Origin of the sequence: Mesorhizobium sp. CO1-1-11 (assembly GCF_020164995.1) — a bacterium.
In the GTDB taxonomy this organism is placed as follows: domain Bacteria; phylum Pseudomonadota; class Alphaproteobacteria; order Rhizobiales; family Rhizobiaceae; genus Mesorhizobium; species Mesorhizobium australicum.
This window is the reverse complement of sequence record NZ_JAIUHE010000004.1, coordinates 67,399-86,223: the sequence shown is the minus strand read 5'-3', so window position 1 is coordinate 86,223 and position 18,825 is coordinate 67,399. Positions and strand designations below refer to the sequence as shown.

The window sequence follows — 18,825 nt, the reverse complement described above, 5'->3', positions numbered from 1 at the left end:
TTAATGCAGCGCCTTCACGAGCGCCCCCACCATTGCTTGCGGGCGGTAGTTGAACGTGGCCGGCGTAAGCCCGAGCCGCACCACCACCAATTGCTCAGACGGAATGATGGCGACGGTCTGTCCGTCATGGCCCTCCATCCAGTAAGTGTCCTTCGGCAGCCCGGCCGCGACGCCGGCGCCGGGGTTTTCCTCGTCGCCCGGCGCTTCGATCCATAACTGGCCCTTGCCGTAGACCTTCGAGGCGGATGCCGGCTCGCGCATCCATTCGACGAAGCCGGCCGGCAGGATTTGGTTGCCGTTCCATACACCGCCCTGCAGCAGGAACTGGCCGAAGCGGGCCCAGTCATGCGCTGTGGCGTAGAGATAGGACGAGCCGACGAAAGTGCCCTGCTCGTCGGTCTCGAGCACCGCGCTACGCATGCCGAGCGGCTCGAACAGCGCCATGCGCGGCCACGTCAATGCCTTGGCCTTGTCGCCGATCGCGTCCTGCCAGAGGCGCGACAGCATCACCGCCGTGCCACTCGAATAGGAAAACGTCTTGCCGACCTCACCGGTGAGGGGTTTGGTTGCGGCAAAGCCCGCCATGTCAGGTTCGAGATAGAGCATGCGCGTGACGTCGGCGACGTCGCCATAATCCTCGTTGAACTCCAGCCCGCTCGACATCGCCATCATGTCGGCAAGGCTGATCGCGGCGCGGCCGTCGGCCTTCCACGACGTGAACAGGCCCTTGTTGTCGACCGTCATCTTCCCATCCTTGACCAGCGTGCCGACGATAGCGGCATTCACTGTCTTGGTCATCGACCAGCCGAGCAGCGGCGTCTTGGCCGAAAAACCGTCGCCGTAGCGTTCGGCGACGACGCGGCCGTTCTTGATCACCACGATCGCGCGCATGCCGGTGCCGGCCAGCGCGTCATCCCCGACGATCTTCGAGACCTCGAGATTTTGCGAGGCATCGACCCGCTCGCCCTCGGGCCACAGCGCGTCCTGATTGGCCGGCGATGGCGAGGCATGGATTGCCGTGCGCCGCGCCTTGCCGACATCGCCGTCGGGGACCGAGGCGCAGCCCAACCCGTCGCGGGCAACCGCCTCGCTCTTGCCGAGGAAGCCGAGCAGGCCGGCCGAAACCGTCCCCCGGTTCTTGTCGACCGAGACCCGCATCAAGCGCAGCAGCGGGTGGCCCGGCGCCTGCACGTCGACTGCCAGCACCTCGTTGGCATCGCGCCCGGCGATGAAGACGTTGGAGCAGACGATCTTGGCCGAATAGCCCGAGCCGACGCGGATCAGTTCCGGCGGCGCGATATAGAGCCAGGCAAACAGCGCGGCGATAGCCAGCACGATCAGGCCAAGCAGCCATTTGACGATCTTGACGACGAACCGCATCCCTTGCCTCCCAGGCATTCGCCTGACGCTTATGTCATCGAATTGCCGCCATTGCTTCCGCAAAATCGGGCCTCTTGTCGAGCGCCATAAACCAGATATCAACCATGATCGGCGATCACAGGGATGCATGTCGCCCAAAAGCGCGCAGCGGTTTTGGGACACGACATGCATGAAAAACGAATATGCCAGGCGATGCGTGGGGCGATCGCCTGGAGAGGGCCAGACCAGCTTCGGCCATCAGTGCACAGACCCATCAGCGACCGGCTGATTCCGGCTTGGAAGTTGCGGATGCGCCGTCTTGCGGCCCTTTTCATGCTGACGCTGCTCGGCGCCTGCTCGACCGTGGACGATCTCTCGCCGCTATCGCCATCCGCGTCGAGCAGTCCGGCGGTGGCCGTGCGCGCGCCGCGCTTTGCCGATTCAAAGCCGCATGAGTGGGACAGCGGTGCGCCGTGGAACTATGCCGTCCATGGTACCGACGTGTCCAAATACCAGACCTCGGTCGATTGGCCGACGGCCAAGGCCAGCGGCATCTCCTTCGCCTTCATCAAGGCGACGGAAGGCGGCGACCGTTTCGATGAGTATTTCAGCGAGCACTGGGCGCGCACGAAAGCCAACGGGATTCCACGCGCGGCCTATCATTTCTTCTATTTCTGCACTCCGGCGGCCACCCAGGCGCGCTGGTTCATCCAGAATGTCCCCGTCGACCGCTCCGCTATGCCTCCGGTTCTCGACATGGAATGGAACCCGAACTCGCCGACCTGCCGGCTGCGCCCCGACGCCGCCACGGTGCGCGCGGAGATGACGACCTTCCTCGAAATCGTCGAGCGGCATTACGGCAAGAAGCCGATCATCTACACCTCGGTCGACTTCTTCGACGACAATGAACTGTCGACCTTCCGCGGCTATCCCTACTGGCTGCGCTCAGTCGCCGGACACCCGCGCGAGAAATATGGCAGCCACCCTTTCACCTTCTGGCAGTACACCGGAACCGGCATCGTTCCCGGCATGACCGGCAAGTCCGACATCAACGTCTTCAACGGCTCGGAATCCGCCTGGAACAAGTGGCTGCGGCAGAACACCCGTTGACGCCGTGGCAACGGCAGCAAGCCGCGGGAATGGGGGTTGCGGCAGAAGACCCGTTGACACCGTGGCAACGGCAGCGAGGCCGCGGGAATGGTGGTTGCGGCAGAAGACCCGTTGACACCGTGACAACGGCAGCAAGCCGCGGGAATAGTGATTGCGACAGATCAGCCGTTGACACCGGGCCTGCCGCCTGCTTTCGACACAGCCAGCGCTAAAGGGTGCAACCGCTGGTAATTCAGGGCGTTGCGCTTTCAGGCACGACAATGCCCTCTCGTTTCGAAAGGAAGCTGATGCGACTGCGTTCCCAAGCCCTCGCGGCGCTGTTCTTGTGCGCCACGGCCTTGCCGGCGATGGCGCAGGAATGCGGCGGCGATTTTGAAACCTGGAAGCAGGGTGTGGCGGCGGAAGCCAAGGCTGCCGGTGTCGGCGCGGTCGGTCTTGATGCGCTGGAGGACGCCAGGATCGACGAGAGGGCTCTGGCGCGCGACCGTGCGCAGGGCGTCTTCACGCAAACCTTCGTCCAGTTTTCCAACCGCATGATCTCGGCCTACCGGCTGAAGCAAGGTGCGGCGAACATGAAGAAATACGCCGACATCTTCGCCCGCGCCGACCAGCAGTTCGGCGTCCAGGCCCCCGTCATCACCGCCTTCTGGGCGCTTGAAACGGATTTCGGCGCCGTGCAGGGCGATTTCCATACGCTGAGCGCATTGGTGACGCTGTCGCATGACTGCCGCCGCCCGCAGCTTTTCCGCCAGCAACTGGTGCCGCTCCTGGAACTGATCGATCGCGGCGTGCTGCCGGCCGACGTCACCGGCGCCTGGGCCGGCGAGATCGGCCAGACGCAGATCCTGCCATCCGACTATCTCGCGCGGGGCATCGATGGCGACGGCGACGGCAAAATCGATCTGCGCGGCTCCGTGCCCGACGTGATCATGACCACGGGCAACAAGGTGCTGTCGCGCGGCTGGAAACGGGACGAACCCTGGATCCAGGAAGTGCGCGTGCCCGAAGAGATGCCGTGGGACCAGACCGGGCGCACCAACAAGCTGCCGCTGACACAGTGGGCGCAGTGGGGCGTCACCAATCCCGACGGCTCGCCGCTGGCCGACAAGGGGCTGAAGGCCGGCCTGGCGCTGCCCATGGGCCGCAAGGGCCCGGCGTTCCTCACCTACGAGAATTTCGACGTCTATCTCGAATGGAACCAGTCCTTCACCTACGCGCTGACGGCGGCAAACCTCGCCGCGCGGCTGGCGGGCGCGCCGCCGCTTGACCCGCGCAATCCCGAGCCCGGCCTCAACAATGAGCAGATGAAAGAACTGCAGACCAAGCTCGAGGCCAGGGGCTACGACGTCGGCACCGTCGACGGCATTTTGGGCACCAACACCCGTGAAGCCATCCGAAAGGAACAGATGCGGCTTGGCCTGCCGGTGGATGGCTGGCCGACGCCGGAGCTGTTGGGAAAATTGTGAAGAGAGCGAGTAGTGGGTAATGGGTAGTGAGATATAGAGATTCCCTGCTGGCTACTGGACTACTCATGACTACTGACTACTCACCCCTTTTTTCCTAATCCGCCATCGTCTCCAAACTTGCAAACCCCACCGGCGCGTCGCCCTCGTCGAAGGGCGTCGTGACCTCGACGAAGGTGTCGGGATAGAAGCCGTTGAAGCGGGTTCTGAGCGACAGCGAGTAAGCGCCGATATGGCCGATCTCGATCCAGTCGCCGGTGTCGACGGTTTCCGGCAGCCAGAACGGCCGCGACAAGATGTCGACGGAATCGCAGGTCGCCCCGCACACCTTGAACGGTACGATCTTGTTCTCGTCGCCATTGCGCGTGCGGATTGCCGGATCGGGGATAAACCGCGCCGGCAGCGTGATCTTGCCGGTCCACGAATCCGACAGCGACGCCCAGATACCGTCATTGATGTAGAGCCGCTTGCCCTTGCGCAACAGCACGCGCACGATCAGCGACAGGCAGCGCGCGACGATCACCCGGCCGGGCTCGGCCACCAGCGGTATCTGATCGAACTGGTACTCCTTCAGGTCGCCTGACAGCCGCGACATGATCTGGCCGAGCGACGGCATTTCGATCTGCTTGCGGTTGGGATCATGGCCATATTCGGCCGGGAAACCGCCGCCGACATCGAGCCCGGCAATGTCGAAGGTCAGCCGGTTGCGCACCCAGTCGGCCGAGGCCAGCGCCCGCTCATAGGTGTCGGGATCCTCGATCTGGCTGCCGACATGGAAACACAGGCCGACCTTGTAGCCGGTGCGGTTCAGCCGCTCGGCGAGTTCGACCGCATAGGCAGGCCCGGCGCCGAATTTCTTGGACAGCTCGTAGGCGGCATGGCCCTTTGTCTGCACACGCACGAAGACGCTGACCGCGCCCGGGTCGATATCGAGCGCCCGCACCACGCGGGTCAGCTTGGTGATCTCGTCCTCATGGTCGAGCGAGATGACGCGAATGCCGTATTTCTCCAAAGCCAGCTTGATGTCCGACTGCGCCTTGACGGGATGCATGTAGAGCATCTCCGCATCGGGCGAGACGGCGCGCACGGCGGCGAACTCGCCTGGTGAAGCGACGTCGAAGGCGGTGACGCCGGCCTCGACCAGCGTCTTCAGCACGATCTGCTCGCCATTGGTCTTGACCGCGTAGGCGGTCTTGCCGGGGAACATGCCCATGAACTGCTTCGCATCCGCCTTCAAGACCTGCGGGCGGAAGCAGTAGACCGGGTCGTCCGGGCGAAGCGCCAGTGCAGCCTCGCTTGCATTCTCGAATCGCTGCATGGACGAATCCTCGACTTCAGCTCGCACAATTAATCCAAGCTAGCGGCTAGCGCATGACCCCGAAAGGTAATTTCGACTTCGGAAGGGATCATGCGCCAGGGATGAGCCTTGCAAGCGTCCTTTGCGCATCTCTGGAGGCGCGCGGTGCTGCAACGAAAACAATTCTGTGTCTCGTGCTCCTGACGGCACGGCACTGGCCTTTGCCGAAAGGCTTGGCTGCCGGTCGGGTTTCGGGTGGCCCTTGCCCCCGGACCAGATATGGCTTCCGCCTGTCGGCTGGCATTCCGGCTGTCTGGAGAGGATTCATATGGCAGTGACCGCTGCATCTGCGCCACGCGGACCGATGACGGTCAGGGACTGGGGGCAATTGCTGCTGCTCGGCGCCATCTGGGGCGGCTCGTTCTTCTTCGCCCGCATCGCGGTGGCGGAGCTTCAACCGCTGGTGCTGGTGCTGTTTCGCGTCGCCATCGCGGCGATAGCCCTGCAGCTCTATCTCGGCTTGCGCGGACCGTCCTTCCGCGCCGCTCTGCCGCATGCCGGCCTGTTCTTCCTGCTGGCCTTCACCAACAATGTCGTCCCGTTCTCGCTGATCTTTGCCGGTCAAACCCAATTGGGGGCCGGCGTCGCTTCCGTCCTCAATGCCACGACGCCGTTCTGGACGCTGCTCCTGGCCAATGCGTTGACATCAGATGAAAAGCTGTCCTGGAACAAGCTCGCCGGCATTGGGCTCGGTGTCGCCGGCACCGCTGTGATGATCGGTCCCGGCCTGCTGGCGGGGCTCGGCGGCCCTGTCTGGGCCAAATTCGCGCTGATCGGCGCCTCGCTGTCCTATGGTATCGCGCTGATGGTCGCCCGCCGTTTCAAGGGCGTGCCCTCGCCGGTCGTCGCCACCGGGCAATTGACGGCTTCGACCATCATCATGATCCCGGTCGTGCTCTTCGCCCATGGCCCGGCCGGCCTGTTCTCCGCCTCGGCGCCGGTGTGGGCGGCGGTGCTGGCGCTGGCGCTTCTTTCGACGGCCTTCGCCTACATCCTCTACTTCAACCTCGTCGCCTCGGCCGGGGCAACCAACGCCTCGCTGGTCACGCTGATCGTGCCGGCCAGTGCCATGCTGCTCGGCTTTCTTTTCCTTGGCGAGCGGCTGGAATCGTTTGAGATCGGCGGTGTGGTGCTGATCGGACTTGGTCTTCTGACAATCGACGGGCGAGTGTTCGGACGGCGTTAGAGCTCGGCATGTGCAATCGCGAAAGTCGGAGGCGAGTTTCGCGGGGGTAGCGCTGCCACGACACAGCATCGACACGCCACCGCCATAATTTATTCACAGACATGAAGCGGGTTTTTGCCAAGGAGTTTCAACGGCTAACGGCGAAACCGAAGTCGCAAAATCCACAATCACGTCGCAATGCAGCACATTTTCCGCTTGCCTGTGGCACAAATGAACCTAGACTCCAGGGCATAGCTCTTTAAGAGGAGGCTATGTCATGGGACTTACGAGGCCAATCAACGCATTGATGATTTGTGCTGCGTTTGCTTTCATCGGCGCCCTCATTATGGGCGTCCTTCCCTGAACCCGCCAAGACGGGGAAGACCAGCAGCAAATAGTCCAACCGATTCGAAAGGCCGGGTTTTTACCCGGCCTTTTGCTTACCTGACTGACCCTCAGGCAGCAGCGGAGCCCGCCACCTCATGCGAGCGGATGCCGATCATATGGCAGACCGCGAAGACGAGGTCGGCCCGGTTCATTGTGTAGAAGTGGAAATCGCCCACGCCGCGCTCGACTAGGTCCAGCACCTGTTCGGCGGCCACGGCGGATGCCACCAGCGCATGCGTCTGAGGGTCGTTCTGCAGGCCGTCGAAACGCTCGGCCAGCCATGCCGGCACCAGCGCGCCGCAGCGCGCCGAGAAATTGGCGACCTGGGTGAAATTGTGCACCGGCAGGATGCCCGGAACGATCGGGATGTAGATGCCGGCGCGGCGCGCGCGCTCGACGTAACGTTCGTAGAGATCGTTGTCGAAGAAGAACTGGGTGATCGCCCGCGTCGCGCCGTTGTCGACCTTGCGCTTCAGCATGTCGATGTCGGTGGCGAAGTCTGGGCTTTCCGGATGCTTTTCCGGATAGGCCGAAACCGAGATGTCGAAATCGCCGGCGTCCTTCAGCGCCCCGACCAGCTCGGCGCCGTTGGCGTAGCCGTCCGGATGCGGCCGGTAGGCGGCGCCGACGCCTTCCGCCGGATCGCCGCGCAAGGCGACGAAGCGCTTCACGCCCATGTCGGTGAATTCCTGGATCACGGCGTCGACCTGATGGCGAGCGGCATCGACGCAAGTCATGTGCGCGGCCGGCGTCAGGCTGGTCTCCTTCAGGATACGGCTGATGGTGCGCGCCGTGCGCTCACGCGTCGAACCGCCGGCGCCATAGGTCACCGAGACGAATTTCGGCTGCAGCGGCTCGAGCCTTGTGACCGTATCCCACAGCCTTGCCTCCATCTCGTCGTTCTTTGGCGGGAAGAACTCGAACGAAACCCTCACCTTGTCGCCGATATCGGGCCGGCGGGAAAAACGAAACTGGTTCATCAGGCGATTTCCCCTATCGAGCTCACTCTGGTCTGCTGGCTGGCATTGGCAGGATCGGCGATCAACAGGCGCCGGTCGCGGCCAAGCCAAAGCTTGACGGTGAGCCTGGCCTCGTTGCCGCCGCGCGGTTCGAACTCCTGGGCATCCTCGAGATCGAGGCCGGCTTCGGAGAACCATTCTCCGATCTGCCGGTCGGAAAAGCCCAGCCGCATATGCGCATGCTCGTCGCGCAGGAATTCCAGTGTGTGCGGCGCGAAATCGACGATGACGAGACGGCCGGCCGGCCGAAGCAGCCGCGCCGCCTCATGGATGGCGCGGGCCGGGTCGTCGAGATAGTGCAGCACCTGGTGGATGGTGACGAGATCGAAGGCATCCCGCTCGACCGGCGGCGAAAAGATATCGCCCTGCCGCACCTGCGCATTCGAAACGCCGGCCTTGTCGAGATTGGCGCGCGCCACGGTCAGCATCTCTCGCGACATGTCGATGCCGATCCCCCGCCGGTAGAGCGGCGAGAAGATTTCGAGCAGCCGCCCGGTGCCGGTGCCAAGGTCGAGCATGGACTGGAACGGCCGCTTGCCGACCAGCTTCAGCATCGCGGCCTCCACCGCACGGTCGGGCACATGCAGCGAGCGGATATGATCCCAGCTTGCGGCGTTCTGCGAAAAATACGCGGTGGCGCGGTCCTGGCGCTTGCGCTTGACCGAGGTCAGTCGCTCCAGATCGCGCTCGACCTGCGGATCGGCGCCGCGAATGCCGGCAACCAGCCTCATCACGAAGTCTCGCGCCGAATCGGCGTCCGACAGGCGGAAGAAGGCCCACGACCCTTCCTGGTAGCGGCCAATCAGCCCCGCCTCGAGCAGCAGCTTCAGGTGGCGCGAGACACGCGGCTGCGACTGGCCGAGAATTTCGGTAAGGTCGGAAACGGTGAGGTCGCCACGCGACAACAATGCCAATATCCGCAGGCGGCTGGATTCGGCCGCCGCCTTCAGCGTATCCACCATGGTGTCGAGCGAGACATGCATCAGCGTATTCTCTTTGAAAAAGATATAAACATATGTTTATGTCGAATTCGGCGACCTTGCAAGCGCTATGTCGCTTCCGGACCAGAAAATGCCGCATGCGTAATTTCCCGGTCCGGGTCAGCCCGAAACGTCTAGCGGTTTTGAGACAATGGCATGCACCAGCACAGAGACAGGCAATGACCGAACCGCGTGAGATGTTCGAAGCTCGCGAAGGCGAGCAGAGACTGGACCAGGATCCGGCCTTGATGCCGCCGGACGCCGGCATCGTCTTCATCGGCCGCATTGCCTCGCCGTGGACCACCCGGGATAGCTGCCCGAAGAACATGCGCGCGGCGCGCGAGGCAGGACGGTCCGCGGTGCTGACCATCGATGCGCCCTATCGTGCGGGCCTGCGCGGGCTGGAGCGCGCCAGCCACGTCATCATTCTGTCCTGGCTGCACCACGCGCCGCGGAATCTGATTGTGCAAAAACCCCGCCATGCGGCTGAAGCGAAAGGCGTGTTCGGCCTGCGCTCCCCTGCCCGGCCGAACCCGGTCGGCCTGCACATGGCCAAACTCGTCGGATTGGACATCGGCACCGGGCGCATCGGCCTCGACGCCATCGACGTGCTCGACGGCACGCCGGTCATCGACATCAAACCATATTTCGCCTCGACCGATGCCTTTGCCGAGGCGACCGTTGAGGGGCGCGGGGAGCAATGACCGCGCCCACCGGCCGCCGCCGCGCCATCGCCAAGGCTTTGACAGCACTTCTGCCGCTGGCGCCTTATGCCGACATGGAGAAGATCCGCACCGACGCCGGCTCGGTCCATATGAAAACCTTGCCGCCGACGATCGCGGTATGGCTGGCGACAATCGCCCACATCCGCCACATGCACACCGATTACGAAAAGCTGCTGGCCGAGGGGTATGACCGCGACTCCGCCCGTTTCTTCGTCATCGAGCAAACCAACACCATGCTCACGCGCTGGCGCGCCACGCGCCTGCTCGACGCCGACGACGAGGAGGAATGACGCCACTGCCGGGGAGATGGCGCTCTGCGTCTTGTTCAAAAAGATTCCCCCTCGCCTCTGGAAAATCACGGAACAGGCCGTATATGCCCGAAAGCGGAGAAGCCTCCGCTTCCATCCAGAAATTGCGCCCGCAGGGGCAAGGATTCCACATCATGACATCTAAGGTTTGGTTCATCACCGGATCGTCGAAGGGCTTTGGCCGCGTCTGGGCCGAGGCCGCACTGGCGCGTGGCGACCGCGTTGCAGCGACCGCTCGCGACGCCGGCACGCTCGCCGATCTCGTCGATAGATACGGCGACAACATCGCCGCCATAAAGCTCGACGTCACCGACAAGAAAGCCGTCGATGCCGCTGTCGCCGAGGCGCACAAGCGCTTTGGCCGGCTCGACGTCGTCATCAACAATGCCGGCTACGGCCATTTCGGCGCCATCGAGGAAGTCAGCGAACAGGAAGCCCGCGACCAGATCGAGACCAATGTGTTCGGCGCACTGTGGGTTACCCAGGCTGTCCTGCCGATCATGCGGGCGCAGCGCTCCGGCCACATCATCCAGATCTCGTCGATCGGCGGCGTCAATGCCTTTGCCTCGCTCGGCCTCTACCATGCCTCGAAATGGGCGCTGGAAGCCTTCAGCCAGTCGCTCAGCATCGAGGTCGCGGAATTCGGCATCCATGTCACGCTGGTCGAGCCGGGCGGCTTCTCCACCGACTGGTCGGGAGCATCGGCCAAGGTCTCCAAGCCGATCGAGGCCTATGCGCCCGCCCGCGCCAAGATGGCCGAGCGCCGCGCCAACTCGGTTGCTGGCGATCCCGAGGCGACCGGGCCGGCGATGCTGGCCATCGTCGATGCGGCAGAGCCGCCGCTGAGGGTGTTCTTCGGCGATGGCGGCCTGCCGATGATACGCCAGGAATACGCCAACCGCCTCGCCACCTGGGACAAGTGGGACCACGTCTCCGTCATGGCGCAAGGCGTCAACAAGAACCGCAAGGGCTGACGCCCAACGTAGTAGCTGCGCCGCCTACGGGCGGCGTAGCTATGCCTTGTAAATCCATTGCTCCGGCACACGCACCGAAATCTCTTCGCCGACCCTGACCACGCCGGGTTTTTCAACCCAGGCGACAAGGCCACGCAGCCGCTTCGCCGTCTGCGGGAAGAGCAGCGCGGCTGCATCGCGATCCGATGCATGGGCATGCGTGGCGATGGATTGCCCGGCGACCCGGCACGGCTTGTTCTGCGCGTCGATTTTGATCGTCACGCCCCCTTGGAAGAACATCAGTGAGCCGGCCGGCAGCATCGACAGACGTGGCACGCCCCCGATCAGCATATTGGCGCCGATCCACTCCGGCTTGATCTCCTCCAGGCCCATGCGCTCGGCGACGATCGAAAGCTCGTCCGCGGCGACCAGCGACAATTGCCGCTCGTTGCGCATCTCCGTGCCGCGCGGATACCAAGGCTCGCGCCCACCGGAACGCCGCGTCGTTCCGGAATGGAAGTCATTCGCGATTCCGTCGAAGCCAAGATCCAATTCCTCGACGGCTTTCGTCTCGAAATGATCGGACGGAGCGGCATAGAGCGCCACTGCCTTTGCCGTCAGCTTGCGGCCCGGGACGATGTCGATCGTGGGCTCGGAAGTTGGAAAAAGTTCTAGGTTTGTTTCCTGCATGCTGCTGGTCTAGAGGCCTCGGACAATGCGGTCCAGTCGAAAGCGCTGATGATCCGATCACTGCGTTTGATGCCGATCACGACGTTATTACCGGAAATGCCGTCATGTTGCAGCGAGCGCATCCCATTGCCGCCGCGCCGCCTATACATATATTCGGCGCCAAGTCGGGAGGAGGAGGTTCGGCATGCAGGTTGGACAGGCCATCGCAGCGCTCTGGCTGTTCTGGGTGGCATCCTGGATCGTCGCTGCATCCTGGGCCGATCCGGCGCAAAAGCGCGCCACCATCGGGGCGGAGGCCCGCTATCGCGTCTTCTGGCTGGCCGGCACCGTCCTGCTGTTCGTTCCAGCGCACGGCTATGAAGGCAGGCTGAGATTGTGGACGCCGACCCTTGCCGAAGCCTGGGCCTGCGTTGCCCTGATCGCGGTCGGCATCGGCTTCGCGTGGTGGGCGCGCATCCATCTCGGGCGGTTGTGGTCCGCCACGGTCACAGCCAAGGCGGATCATCGCGTGGTCGACACCGGCCCCTATCGCCTGGTGCGGCATCCGATCTATACCGGGCTGCTGCTGGCTGTGCTTGCCACCATGACGGCAAAGGGCACGGTCTGGGGCATTGCAGGTACGGCCCTGCTCATCATCGGCGTCGTCATCAAGGCGAGGCTGGAGGAGCGTTTCCTGCGCGACGAACTCGGGCCCGCCTATGACGATTACGCCAAGCGGGTGCCGATGCTGGTTCCCTTCACGCCGGCCTAGCGCGGCATCACCTCAGAGCATTCTCAGCAGCGCGCCACCGATCGAATATCCCGCACCGAAGGCGCAGATCAGGCCGTGGTCGCCCGGTTTCATGTCGGCATGGTTCTCCGACAGCGCGATGATGGCTCCGGCGCCCGCCGTGTTGCCGAGCCGCTCCAGCACCATCGGCGCGCGGTCATGGCCGACATCGTGGCCGAACGCCAGTTTCAGGATCATCGCATTCATGCGCGCATTGGCCTGGTGCAGCCAGAAGCGCCGCACCGCTTGCGGCGTCAGCCCGTGTTCGGCGAGGAATTCGACGATGAATTTGTGCCCGGCGACGGTGACTTCCTTGAACACCTTGTTGCCGACCTGCTTGATGAGGTTGCCTTCCAGGTCGATCCTGTAGGGATCGTCCTGGGCGGTGCGGGTATGATAGCCGAGATTGGTGCGGATGTTGTTCGACATCTGCGTCCATATGCGCGTGTCCAGCACCTCGAAGCGGCCCGGCCGCCTCTCACCCTGGGCAAGCCCCTCCACCACCATCGACACCGAAGCGTCCCCGAAGATGAAATGCGTCTGCCGGTCGCGGAAATTGAGATGGCCGGTGATGATTTCCGGCGTCGTCACCAGGATGCGCTTGTGCGCGCCCGAGCGCACCAGATTGACCGCCATGTGCAGCGCAGCCGCGGCCGACGAACAGCCAAGCCCCATGTCGAAGCCCGCGCCCCTCGTGCCCAGCGCCTCCTGCATTTCGATGGCGATCGCCGGATATGGCCTCTGCTGATGCGAGGACGAGCAGATCACCAGATCGACATCCGACGCATCGACCTCAGCGTGCTCGATCGCCTTCCGAGCCGAAGCGATGCCGAATTCCGCCTGCAGCGAGAGCGCGTCGTCCGGACGCGCCGGAATGCGCGGCGCCATGCGGGTGGGGTCGAGAATGCCTTCACGCTCGACCACGTGGCGGGACTTCACACCTGACGCATGAACGATGAAGTCGGCATCCGATTTCTGCAGCAGCGTCTCGCCGGCGGCCTGGCGCCGCACGTTCTCGGTGTCGACCCAGGCATTGAAGCTGGCGACCAGTTCCTCATTCGTGATGACAGGCTTGGGAATTTCAGCGCCGATGCCGCTGATGATGACGCGATGCATGTTTAAGTCCGTCCATCCGCGGGCGTTGCGGCTTGATGTGGGCGCCGAAACGTTTCGGCGCAACACTTTTCTCACTCGGCCGGTTTACGCCGGCTTAAACCAAGGTTTAGGCCGGCTTAAACCAAGGTTTTCGCCAGCCTATCCCGCCCCCTTGGCGATGATGAAAATGCGGGGGAAACGCAGCAGCACCTTGCCATCGGCGGTCTTCGGATAGGCCTTGGCGACCTTGGCCGTGTAGCTGTCGAGGAACAGCTTGCGCTCATCCGCGTCCAGCGGATCGAGGAAGGGCTTCAGCCCTGTCGACTTCACCCACTCGACGATCGCCTCGGCATCGGCCAACGGATGGTTGTAGATGGTGTGCCAGATGTCGAGCCGAGCCGAGAGCGGCGACAGCAGGTCGTAGTAGAACGACACCGGCGGCAGCGGCGCACGGGCCGCATCCCTGATCTTTGCCGCGAAAGGCGCTTCGGCGGCGGTCTCCCGCATCAGGCGATGAGAATCCTCGGCCATATTGTCGGGCATCTGGACGGCCAGCGCGCCGCCGGGGGCCAGAAAACCCATCAGGCGCTGGAACACCGCCGGATGCTCCGGCAGCCACTGGAAGACGGCGTTGGCGAAGATCACGTTGACCGGCTCGGCCGGCTGCCAAGTCGACGCATCGGCGAGGTCGAAGCTGACATTGGGCAGCCGCGTCCTCGCCTTCTCGATCATGTCGGGAGAGGTGTCGAAGCCGCTCACTTGCGCATCCAGCCAGCGCTCGACCAGAAGTTCGGTCGAATTGCCCGGCCCGCAGCCGATATCGACTACCCGGCGCGGAAAGTCGACCGGCACTTGCGCCACGAGGTCACGCGCCGGGCGCGTGCGCTCGTCCTCGAATTTCAGATATTGGGCGGCGGACCAATCCCTACCTTCGTTTGTCGTCATATCCGTTTCCTATGATTTGATCCGACAATGCCGGTATCATTCGAAGCTAAGGGCAACTGGTCCCCTATTGCGTTGTCAGCCTCTTGATTGCTTTTGTCACCGAACGGTAAGCTTCGTCTTTCAACGTCTTCCGACAGTTTGGGGCCTTAATGAAATTTGGTTTCGAAGAGGCACAAACAAAATACAGCAGTGGTTCGCAACGAGCCAGAATTTGGACGGAGCAGTGGGTTTCCCGATGGATTTATTGCCCTAATTGCGCGAACTCGCGTCTGAGTCAGTTTCCTGCCAATCTGCCAGTTGCCGACTTCCTCTGCGGTAATTGCAACGATCAATTCGAGTTAAAAAGCCAAAGGAAGGCCTTCGGCGCAAAGGTAGCAGACGGAGCTTATTTTACCAAGATTGAGAGGCTGGCGTCCTCAACTAACCCGAATTTGATATTGCTCAACTATAGCCTGGGAACGATGGCGGTATTGAACGTTTGCATGGTGCCAAAACACTTCTTCATCCCAGAAATCATCGAGAAGAGAAATCCACTGGCCTCTACAGCCAGAAGAGCCGGTTGGATCGGCTCCAACATATTGCTTGGTCGCGTACCGCAATCGGGGCGAATTTGTATTGTTCGAGATGGGGTTCCGGTTCCAAAGGAAACCGTCATCGCACAATGGCAAAAAACCCTTTTTCTTCGCGAAGAAGACGCGGATGCTCGTGGTTGGCTAATCGAAGTAATGAAATGCCTCGACTTAATTGGCACGGTAGAATTTGATATCGAACAAGTTTATGCGTTCGAAGGACGACTGGGTGCCCTATACCCACACAACATGAATGTGAGGCCAAAAATTCGTCAGCAATTGCAACGCCTCAGAGATAGCGGATACCTCGATTTTATATCCCGCGGTCGCTATCGCATTAGGAGTAGTCGGCCGTGACGTCACAATGGGAGGGCTTGTCCAAATGGCGTGGTATCTAAATCACTACGAATGCTACAGATGCAGCGAGCACTGGACCGACGAATGGTCGTGCATGTGTGATGACGAATGTCCGAATTGCGGCGCGCGTCATGCAACGCCAATCGATAGTGAAGACCTTACCTTGCAAGTCTTGGCGGAAGCGGGCGAATTCGTAGTAGTAAGATCGCCCGACACTGCGGAACACAGTCCAGACTATGAAGAGGCCGGACGTTTCGCCAGCGAGGCACTGGCGAAACGATTTGCCCAGTTGGGAGCGAATTAGGCTAAGCCGGCAAGCCTTACCGCGTCAGCCTCTTGTAGGTCATGCGGTGCGGGTTGACGGCTTCAGGCCCGAGCCGGCGGATCTTGTCCTGCTCGTAATCCTCGAAATTGCCCTCGAACCACTCGACATGGCTGTCGCCCTCGAAGGCGAGAATGTGTGTCGCCAGACGGTCGAGGAACATGCGATCGTGCGAGATGATAACCGCGCAGCCGCCGAAATTTTCCAGCGCGTCTTCGAGCGCCGCCAGCGTTTCCGTATCGAGATCGTTGGTCGGTTCGTCGAGCAGCAGAACATTGCCGCCGGTCTTCAGCATCTTGGCCAGGTGCACGCGGTTGCGCTGACCGCCGGAGAGGTTGCCGACCTTCTGCTGCTGGTCGCCGCCGCGGAAGTTGAAGGACGCGCAATAGGCGCGGGTGTTGGCCTCGAACTTGCCGAGCTTGACCACTTCGGCGCCGCCCGAGATTTCTTCCCACACGGTCTTTGACGGATCGAGCGCATCGCGGCTCTGGTCGACATAGCCGAGCTTGACCGTCTCGCCGACGCGGACAGAACCCGCATCCGGCTTTTCCTGGCCGGTGATCATGCGGAACAATGTCGTCTTGCCGGCGCCGTTCGGGCCGATGACGCCGACAATGCCACCCGGCGGCAGCTTGAATTCGAGGCCTTCGATCAACAGCGTGTCGCCGAAGCCTTTCGACAGGCCCTCGACCTCGATGACCACGTTGCCGAGCCGCTCGCCATGCGGGATGACGATCTGTGTATCCGTCGGCCGCCGCTTGTCGGCTGCATCGAGCAGGTCCTGGAACGCCTGGATACGCGCCTTGGACTTGGTCTGGCGAGCCTTCGGGCTCGACTGGATCCACTCGCGCTCGCGGCCGATGGCACGTTGGCGGGCGTCGTCCTCGCGGCCTTCCTGCTTGAGGCGCTTGGCCTTGGCTTCGAGATACTTGGTGTAGTTGCCCTCATAAGGAATGCCGCGTCCGCGATCGAGTTCGAGAATCCAGCCGGTGACATTGTCGAGGAAGTAGCGGTCGTGGGTGATGATCATCACGGCGCCCGGATAGGCGCGCAGATGCTTTTCCAGCCACGCCGTCGTCTCGGCATCGAGATGGTTGGTCGGTTCGTCGAGCAGCAGAAGATCAGGCTGGCGCAGCAGCAACTGGCAGAGCGCGACGCGGCGGCGCTCGCCACCCGACAGCTTGGTGACGTTGGCATCCTTTGGCGGGCAGCCCAGCGCTTCCATTGCCATCTCGACCTGCTGTTCGAGATCCCACAGGTTCAGCCGGTCCATCTCGTCCTGGAGCTTGGCCGACTCGTCCGCCGTCTCGTCGGAATAGTTCATCATCAATTCGTTGTAACGCTCGATGATGGCGGTCTTGGCCGCGACACCTTCCATGATGTTTTCGAACACGGTCTTGTCGGGGTCGAGCGCCGGCTCCTGCGCCAGGTAGCCGACAGTGGCGCCTTCGGCGAGCCATGCCTCACCGCTCCAGTCCTTGTCGATGCCGGCCATGATCTTGAGGATCGTCGACTTGCCGGCGCCGTTTGGGCCCAGGATGCCGATCTTGGCGTCCGGGTAGAAGGACAGATGAACGTTCTCGAGCACCTTCTTGGTGCCATAGGCCTTGTTGAGGCCGGCCATGTGATAGATGAACTGGCGTGCCACGCGCGCTTTCCCTGAAAAATGACTGGATTTGTCGAATTGAATGGAGGTTGGCCGCTATGTAGGCGATGCGGCGCCGAACGGCAATCGCTTTTGCCATATCAAGCCAACCACACGGATAAGTGTGCACCGACGGCCAGGTTTTCAACCGGTCGATGGCGCGCGGAAATCTCCGGTTAACCCTTCCACGTCAAAACAGCATCGGAGTGGAATCGCTGGCTGGCCGCGATTTCGAAAAGAGAGCGGATCGACGGCATTGCTGAACAGTTTCCTGCTCCTTGCCGAAGCGATCGTCTACTTCAGCGTCATGGTGACGCTTTTCCGCTTCCGCAAGCGGATCGGCCTGGGCGTCTTCATCTGCGCACTCGGCGTCATGCATTTCCTGGAAACCTATCTCGCCAGCGTCTTCTACGTCGCGCTGCCGTTCGGCATGGTCTCGCCGGGCTCGGCGGTGCTGTTTTCGGGCAAGCTGGTGATGCTCCTTCTGCTCTACATGAAGGAGGATGCCGCCACCGTGCGCCAGCCGATCTATGGCCTGCTGCTCGGCAATGCGCTGATGATCGGTCTGGTTCTGCTCCTGCGCCTGCACGCCATCGCTCCGCTTCCCGATGGCCGGCTCCCCGACATCGGCTTCATCGACGAGATGGGCTGGCTGATGGTTTGGGGCACGACGCTGCTGTTCGTCGATGCCATCCTGATCATCCTGCTTTATGAGAAACTTGGACGCGTCCTGCGCAAGGCGCGGTTCGCACGCATCCTGATTTGCGTCGCCTGCGTGCTGACTTTTGATCAGGCGGGATTCTTCACCGCGCTGCATTTCGTTGCCGGCGCGCCGATCGCGGTCTTCTTCGGCGGCTGGTTCGCCAAGATGGCGGCAGCACTGACCTTCAGCGCCATGCTGGTCGCCTATCTCAAATGGTTCGAGGTCCGGGATGTCCAGATGCCGCGTGGGCTGACCGACATCTTCGAGACCTTGACCTATCGCGAACGCTACGAGGCGCTGGTCGAACATGTCGGCCGCGATGGCCTGACCGGACTGCTGCACAGGGGACGCTTCGATGCCGATGGCGAGGCCGCCGTCCAGTCCAGCCTGCGCACGGCGAGGCCGCTCAGCCTGCTCATCGTCGACGTCGACCACTTCAAGTCGATCAACGATCGTTTCGGCCATGCCGAAGGCGACAAGGTGCTGAAGGCGGTCGCAACCGTACTTTGCGAGGCGGCAGGCGCCGAGGACCAGGTGTTCCGGATCGGCGGCGAGGAATTCGCGATCCTGAGTTCGCGTCCACACTCCGTCGCCAGGCTCTTTGGCGAAAGCGTCCGCACCGCGCTCAAAGCATCGGCCGCCACCAGCCGGTTCGAATTGACCGTCAGCGCCGGCGTTTCCACCGTCAGCGAAACGACGCAGTGCCTGGCCGACCTGTTCGCGCTCGCCGACCAACGCCTTTACAAGGCGAAATCGACCGGACGCGACCGCGTCGTCGGCGAACCCGGCGGGCATGAAGCCGACGCCGATATCGCCTGGACCAGGTCCGCGCAGATCTAGCCAAAGTCAGTCCAGACCCAACCTTGTCGCTACGATTTCCCCTGCCGTGCCGGCGCGCTGCTCG

17 protein-coding genes are annotated in these 18,825 nt (G+C 62.5%); 9 read left to right on the top strand and 8 right to left on the bottom strand.

Translation table 11 applies throughout. The features are described from left to right. Complete coding sequence (locus tag LB554_RS05660; protein WP_140873318.1) at positions 1 to 1,380, bottom strand: serine hydrolase domain-containing protein; 1,380 nt, start codon at positions 1,378 to 1,380, stop codon at positions 1 to 3. 288 nt (positions 1,381 to 1,668) lie between these two features. Between LB554_RS05660 and LB554_RS05655 the strand changes: the two genes are divergently transcribed. Together LB554_RS05655 and LB554_RS05650 are read left to right on the top strand one after the other, a co-directional pair. After that, positions 1,669 to 2,469, top strand: coding sequence for a GH25 family lysozyme (locus LB554_RS05655; RefSeq protein ID WP_224583477.1), 801 nt, complete (start codon positions 1,669 to 1,671; stop codon positions 2,467 to 2,469). 287 nt (positions 2,470 to 2,756) lie between these two features. Then, positions 2,757 to 3,935, top strand: a complete 1,179-nt coding sequence (locus LB554_RS05650; RefSeq protein WP_224583474.1) for a lytic murein transglycosylase — start codon at positions 2,757 to 2,759, stop codon at positions 3,933 to 3,935. A 94-nt stretch (positions 3,936 to 4,029) separates the two neighbouring features. Here the strand turns inward: LB554_RS05650 and LB554_RS05645 are convergent, their stop codons facing one another. Continuing rightward, complete coding sequence (locus LB554_RS05645) at positions 4,030 to 5,250, bottom strand: alanine racemase (RefSeq protein WP_224583473.1); 1,221 nt, start codon at positions 5,248 to 5,250, stop codon at positions 4,030 to 4,032. 307 nt (positions 5,251 to 5,557) lie between these two features. Between LB554_RS05645 and LB554_RS05640 the strand changes: the two genes are divergently transcribed. Further along, positions 5,558 to 6,475, top strand: a complete 918-nt coding sequence (locus LB554_RS05640) for a DMT family transporter (RefSeq protein WP_224583471.1) — start codon at positions 5,558 to 5,560, stop codon at positions 6,473 to 6,475. A 434-nt stretch (positions 6,476 to 6,909) separates the two neighbouring features. Here LB554_RS05640 and metF read toward each other — a convergent pair whose 3' ends face one another. Continuing rightward, the gene (gene metF, locus LB554_RS05635) at positions 6,910 to 7,821 is read right to left on the bottom strand and encodes a methylenetetrahydrofolate reductase [NAD(P)H] (RefSeq protein WP_224583469.1); all 912 of its coding nucleotides are present in this window, start codon (positions 7,819 to 7,821) and stop codon (positions 6,910 to 6,912) included. Next, complete coding sequence (locus LB554_RS05630) at positions 7,821 to 8,843, bottom strand: ArsR/SmtB family transcription factor (protein WP_015317182.1); 1,023 nt, start codon at positions 8,841 to 8,843, stop codon at positions 7,821 to 7,823. Before LB554_RS05630 ends, metF begins: the two co-directional genes overlap by 1 nt. Positions 8,844 to 9,019: 176 nt before the next feature. Between LB554_RS05630 and tsaA the strand changes: the two genes are divergently transcribed. The 3 genes from tsaA to LB554_RS05615 all read left to right on the top strand — a co-directional run bounded on the left by tsaA (position 9,020) and on the right by LB554_RS05615 (position 10,847). Further along, on the top strand, positions 9,020 to 9,544 hold the full coding sequence (gene tsaA / locus LB554_RS05625) for a tRNA (N6-threonylcarbamoyladenosine(37)-N6)-methyltransferase TrmO (RefSeq protein ID WP_140714549.1): 525 nt from the start codon (positions 9,020 to 9,022) through the stop codon (positions 9,542 to 9,544). After that, positions 9,541 to 9,855, top strand: a complete 315-nt coding sequence (locus LB554_RS05620) for a DUF2293 domain-containing protein (protein WP_140714547.1) — start codon at positions 9,541 to 9,543, stop codon at positions 9,853 to 9,855. The genes tsaA and LB554_RS05620 overlap by 4 nt, the downstream gene beginning before the upstream one ends. A 152-nt stretch (positions 9,856 to 10,007) precedes the next feature. Continuing rightward, the gene (locus LB554_RS05615; RefSeq protein ID WP_140714545.1) at positions 10,008 to 10,847 is read left to right on the top strand and encodes an SDR family oxidoreductase; all 840 of its coding nucleotides are present in this window, start codon (positions 10,008 to 10,010) and stop codon (positions 10,845 to 10,847) included. A 39-nt stretch (positions 10,848 to 10,886) separates the two neighbouring features. Here the strand turns inward: LB554_RS05615 and LB554_RS05610 are convergent, their stop codons facing one another. Then, entirely contained in the window at positions 10,887 to 11,516 is a 630-nt protein-coding gene (locus tag LB554_RS05610) for an MOSC domain-containing protein (protein ID WP_224583467.1), read from the bottom strand. 184 nt (positions 11,517 to 11,700) lie between these two features. Here LB554_RS05610 and LB554_RS05605 point away from each other — a divergent pair, with 184 nt between their 5' ends. Then, positions 11,701 to 12,267 carry a methyltransferase family protein gene (locus LB554_RS05605; RefSeq protein ID WP_224583466.1) on the top strand — a complete coding sequence of 189 codons (567 nt, stop codon included), beginning with the start codon at positions 11,701 to 11,703 and terminating at the stop codon, positions 12,265 to 12,267. Positions 12,268 to 12,279: 12 nt separating this feature from the next. Here LB554_RS05605 and LB554_RS05600 read toward each other — a convergent pair whose 3' ends face one another. Together LB554_RS05600 and tam are read right to left on the bottom strand one after the other, a co-directional pair. Beyond that, the gene (locus LB554_RS05600; RefSeq protein ID WP_224583463.1) at positions 12,280 to 13,401 is read right to left on the bottom strand and encodes a beta-ketoacyl-ACP synthase III; all 1,122 of its coding nucleotides are present in this window, start codon (positions 13,399 to 13,401) and stop codon (positions 12,280 to 12,282) included. Between the two features lie 138 nt (positions 13,402 to 13,539). Beyond that, a complete protein-coding gene (gene tam, locus LB554_RS05595) occupies positions 13,540 to 14,325 on the bottom strand; it encodes a trans-aconitate 2-methyltransferase (protein ID WP_224583461.1) in 786 nt (261 codons plus the stop codon). A 149-nt stretch (positions 14,326 to 14,474) separates the two neighbouring features. Between tam and LB554_RS05590 the strand changes: the two genes are divergently transcribed. Further along, on the top strand, positions 14,475 to 15,251 hold the full coding sequence (locus LB554_RS05590; RefSeq protein WP_015317174.1) for a DpnI domain-containing protein: 777 nt from the start codon (positions 14,475 to 14,477) through the stop codon (positions 15,249 to 15,251). A gap of 320 nt (positions 15,252 to 15,571) precedes the next feature. Here LB554_RS05590 and ettA read toward each other — a convergent pair whose 3' ends face one another. Beyond that, positions 15,572 to 17,221: an energy-dependent translational throttle protein EttA gene (gene ettA / locus LB554_RS05585; protein WP_015317172.1), complete on the bottom strand. Its 1,650-nt coding sequence runs from the start codon at positions 17,219 to 17,221 to the stop codon at positions 15,572 to 15,574. A 253-nt stretch (positions 17,222 to 17,474) separates the two neighbouring features. Between ettA and LB554_RS05580 the strand changes: the two genes are divergently transcribed. Next, a complete protein-coding gene (locus LB554_RS05580) occupies positions 17,475 to 18,761 on the top strand; it encodes a sensor domain-containing diguanylate cyclase (RefSeq protein ID WP_015317171.1) in 1,287 nt (428 codons plus the stop codon). The last annotated feature ends 64 nt before the right edge of the window (positions 18,762 to 18,825 follow it).

Coding starts and splice junctions, on each gene's coding strand:
- LB554_RS05660 (WP_140873318.1), bottom strand. CDS start 1,380: ATGCGGTTCGTCGTCAAGATCGTCAAATGGCTGCTTGGCCTGATCGTG.
- LB554_RS05655 (WP_224583477.1), top strand. CDS start 1,669: ATGCGCCGTCTTGCGGCCCTTTTCATGCTGACGCTGCTCGGCGCCTGC.
- LB554_RS05645 (WP_224583473.1), bottom strand. CDS start 5,250: ATGCAGCGATTCGAGAATGCAAGCGAGGCTGCACTGGCGCTTCGCCCG.
- LB554_RS05620 (WP_140714547.1), top strand. CDS start 9,541: ATGACCGCGCCCACCGGCCGCCGCCGCGCCATCGCCAAGGCTTTGACA.
- tsaA (WP_140714549.1), top strand. CDS start 9,020: ATGACCGAACCGCGTGAGATGTTCGAAGCTCGCGAAGGCGAGCAGAGA.
- LB554_RS05640 (WP_224583471.1), top strand. CDS start 5,558: ATGGCAGTGACCGCTGCATCTGCGCCACGCGGACCGATGACGGTCAGG.
- LB554_RS05600 (WP_224583463.1), bottom strand. CDS start 13,401: ATGCATCGCGTCATCATCAGCGGCATCGGCGCTGAAATTCCCAAGCCT.
- LB554_RS05615 (WP_140714545.1), top strand. CDS start 10,008: ATGACATCTAAGGTTTGGTTCATCACCGGATCGTCGAAGGGCTTTGGC.
- LB554_RS05605 (WP_224583466.1), top strand. CDS start 11,701: ATGCAGGTTGGACAGGCCATCGCAGCGCTCTGGCTGTTCTGGGTGGCA.
- LB554_RS05650 (WP_224583474.1), top strand. CDS start 2,757: ATGCGACTGCGTTCCCAAGCCCTCGCGGCGCTGTTCTTGTGCGCCACG.
- metF (WP_224583469.1), bottom strand. CDS start 7,821: ATGAACCAGTTTCGTTTTTCCCGCCGGCCCGATATCGGCGACAAGGTG.
- LB554_RS05590 (WP_015317174.1), top strand. CDS start 14,475: ATGAAATTTGGTTTCGAAGAGGCACAAACAAAATACAGCAGTGGTTCG.
- LB554_RS05630 (WP_015317182.1), bottom strand. CDS start 8,843: ATGCATGTCTCGCTCGACACCATGGTGGATACGCTGAAGGCGGCGGCC.
- LB554_RS05610 (WP_224583467.1), bottom strand. CDS start 11,516: ATGCAGGAAACAAACCTAGAACTTTTTCCAACTTCCGAGCCCACGATC.
- tam (WP_224583461.1), bottom strand. CDS start 14,325: ATGACGACAAACGAAGGTAGGGATTGGTCCGCCGCCCAATATCTGAAA.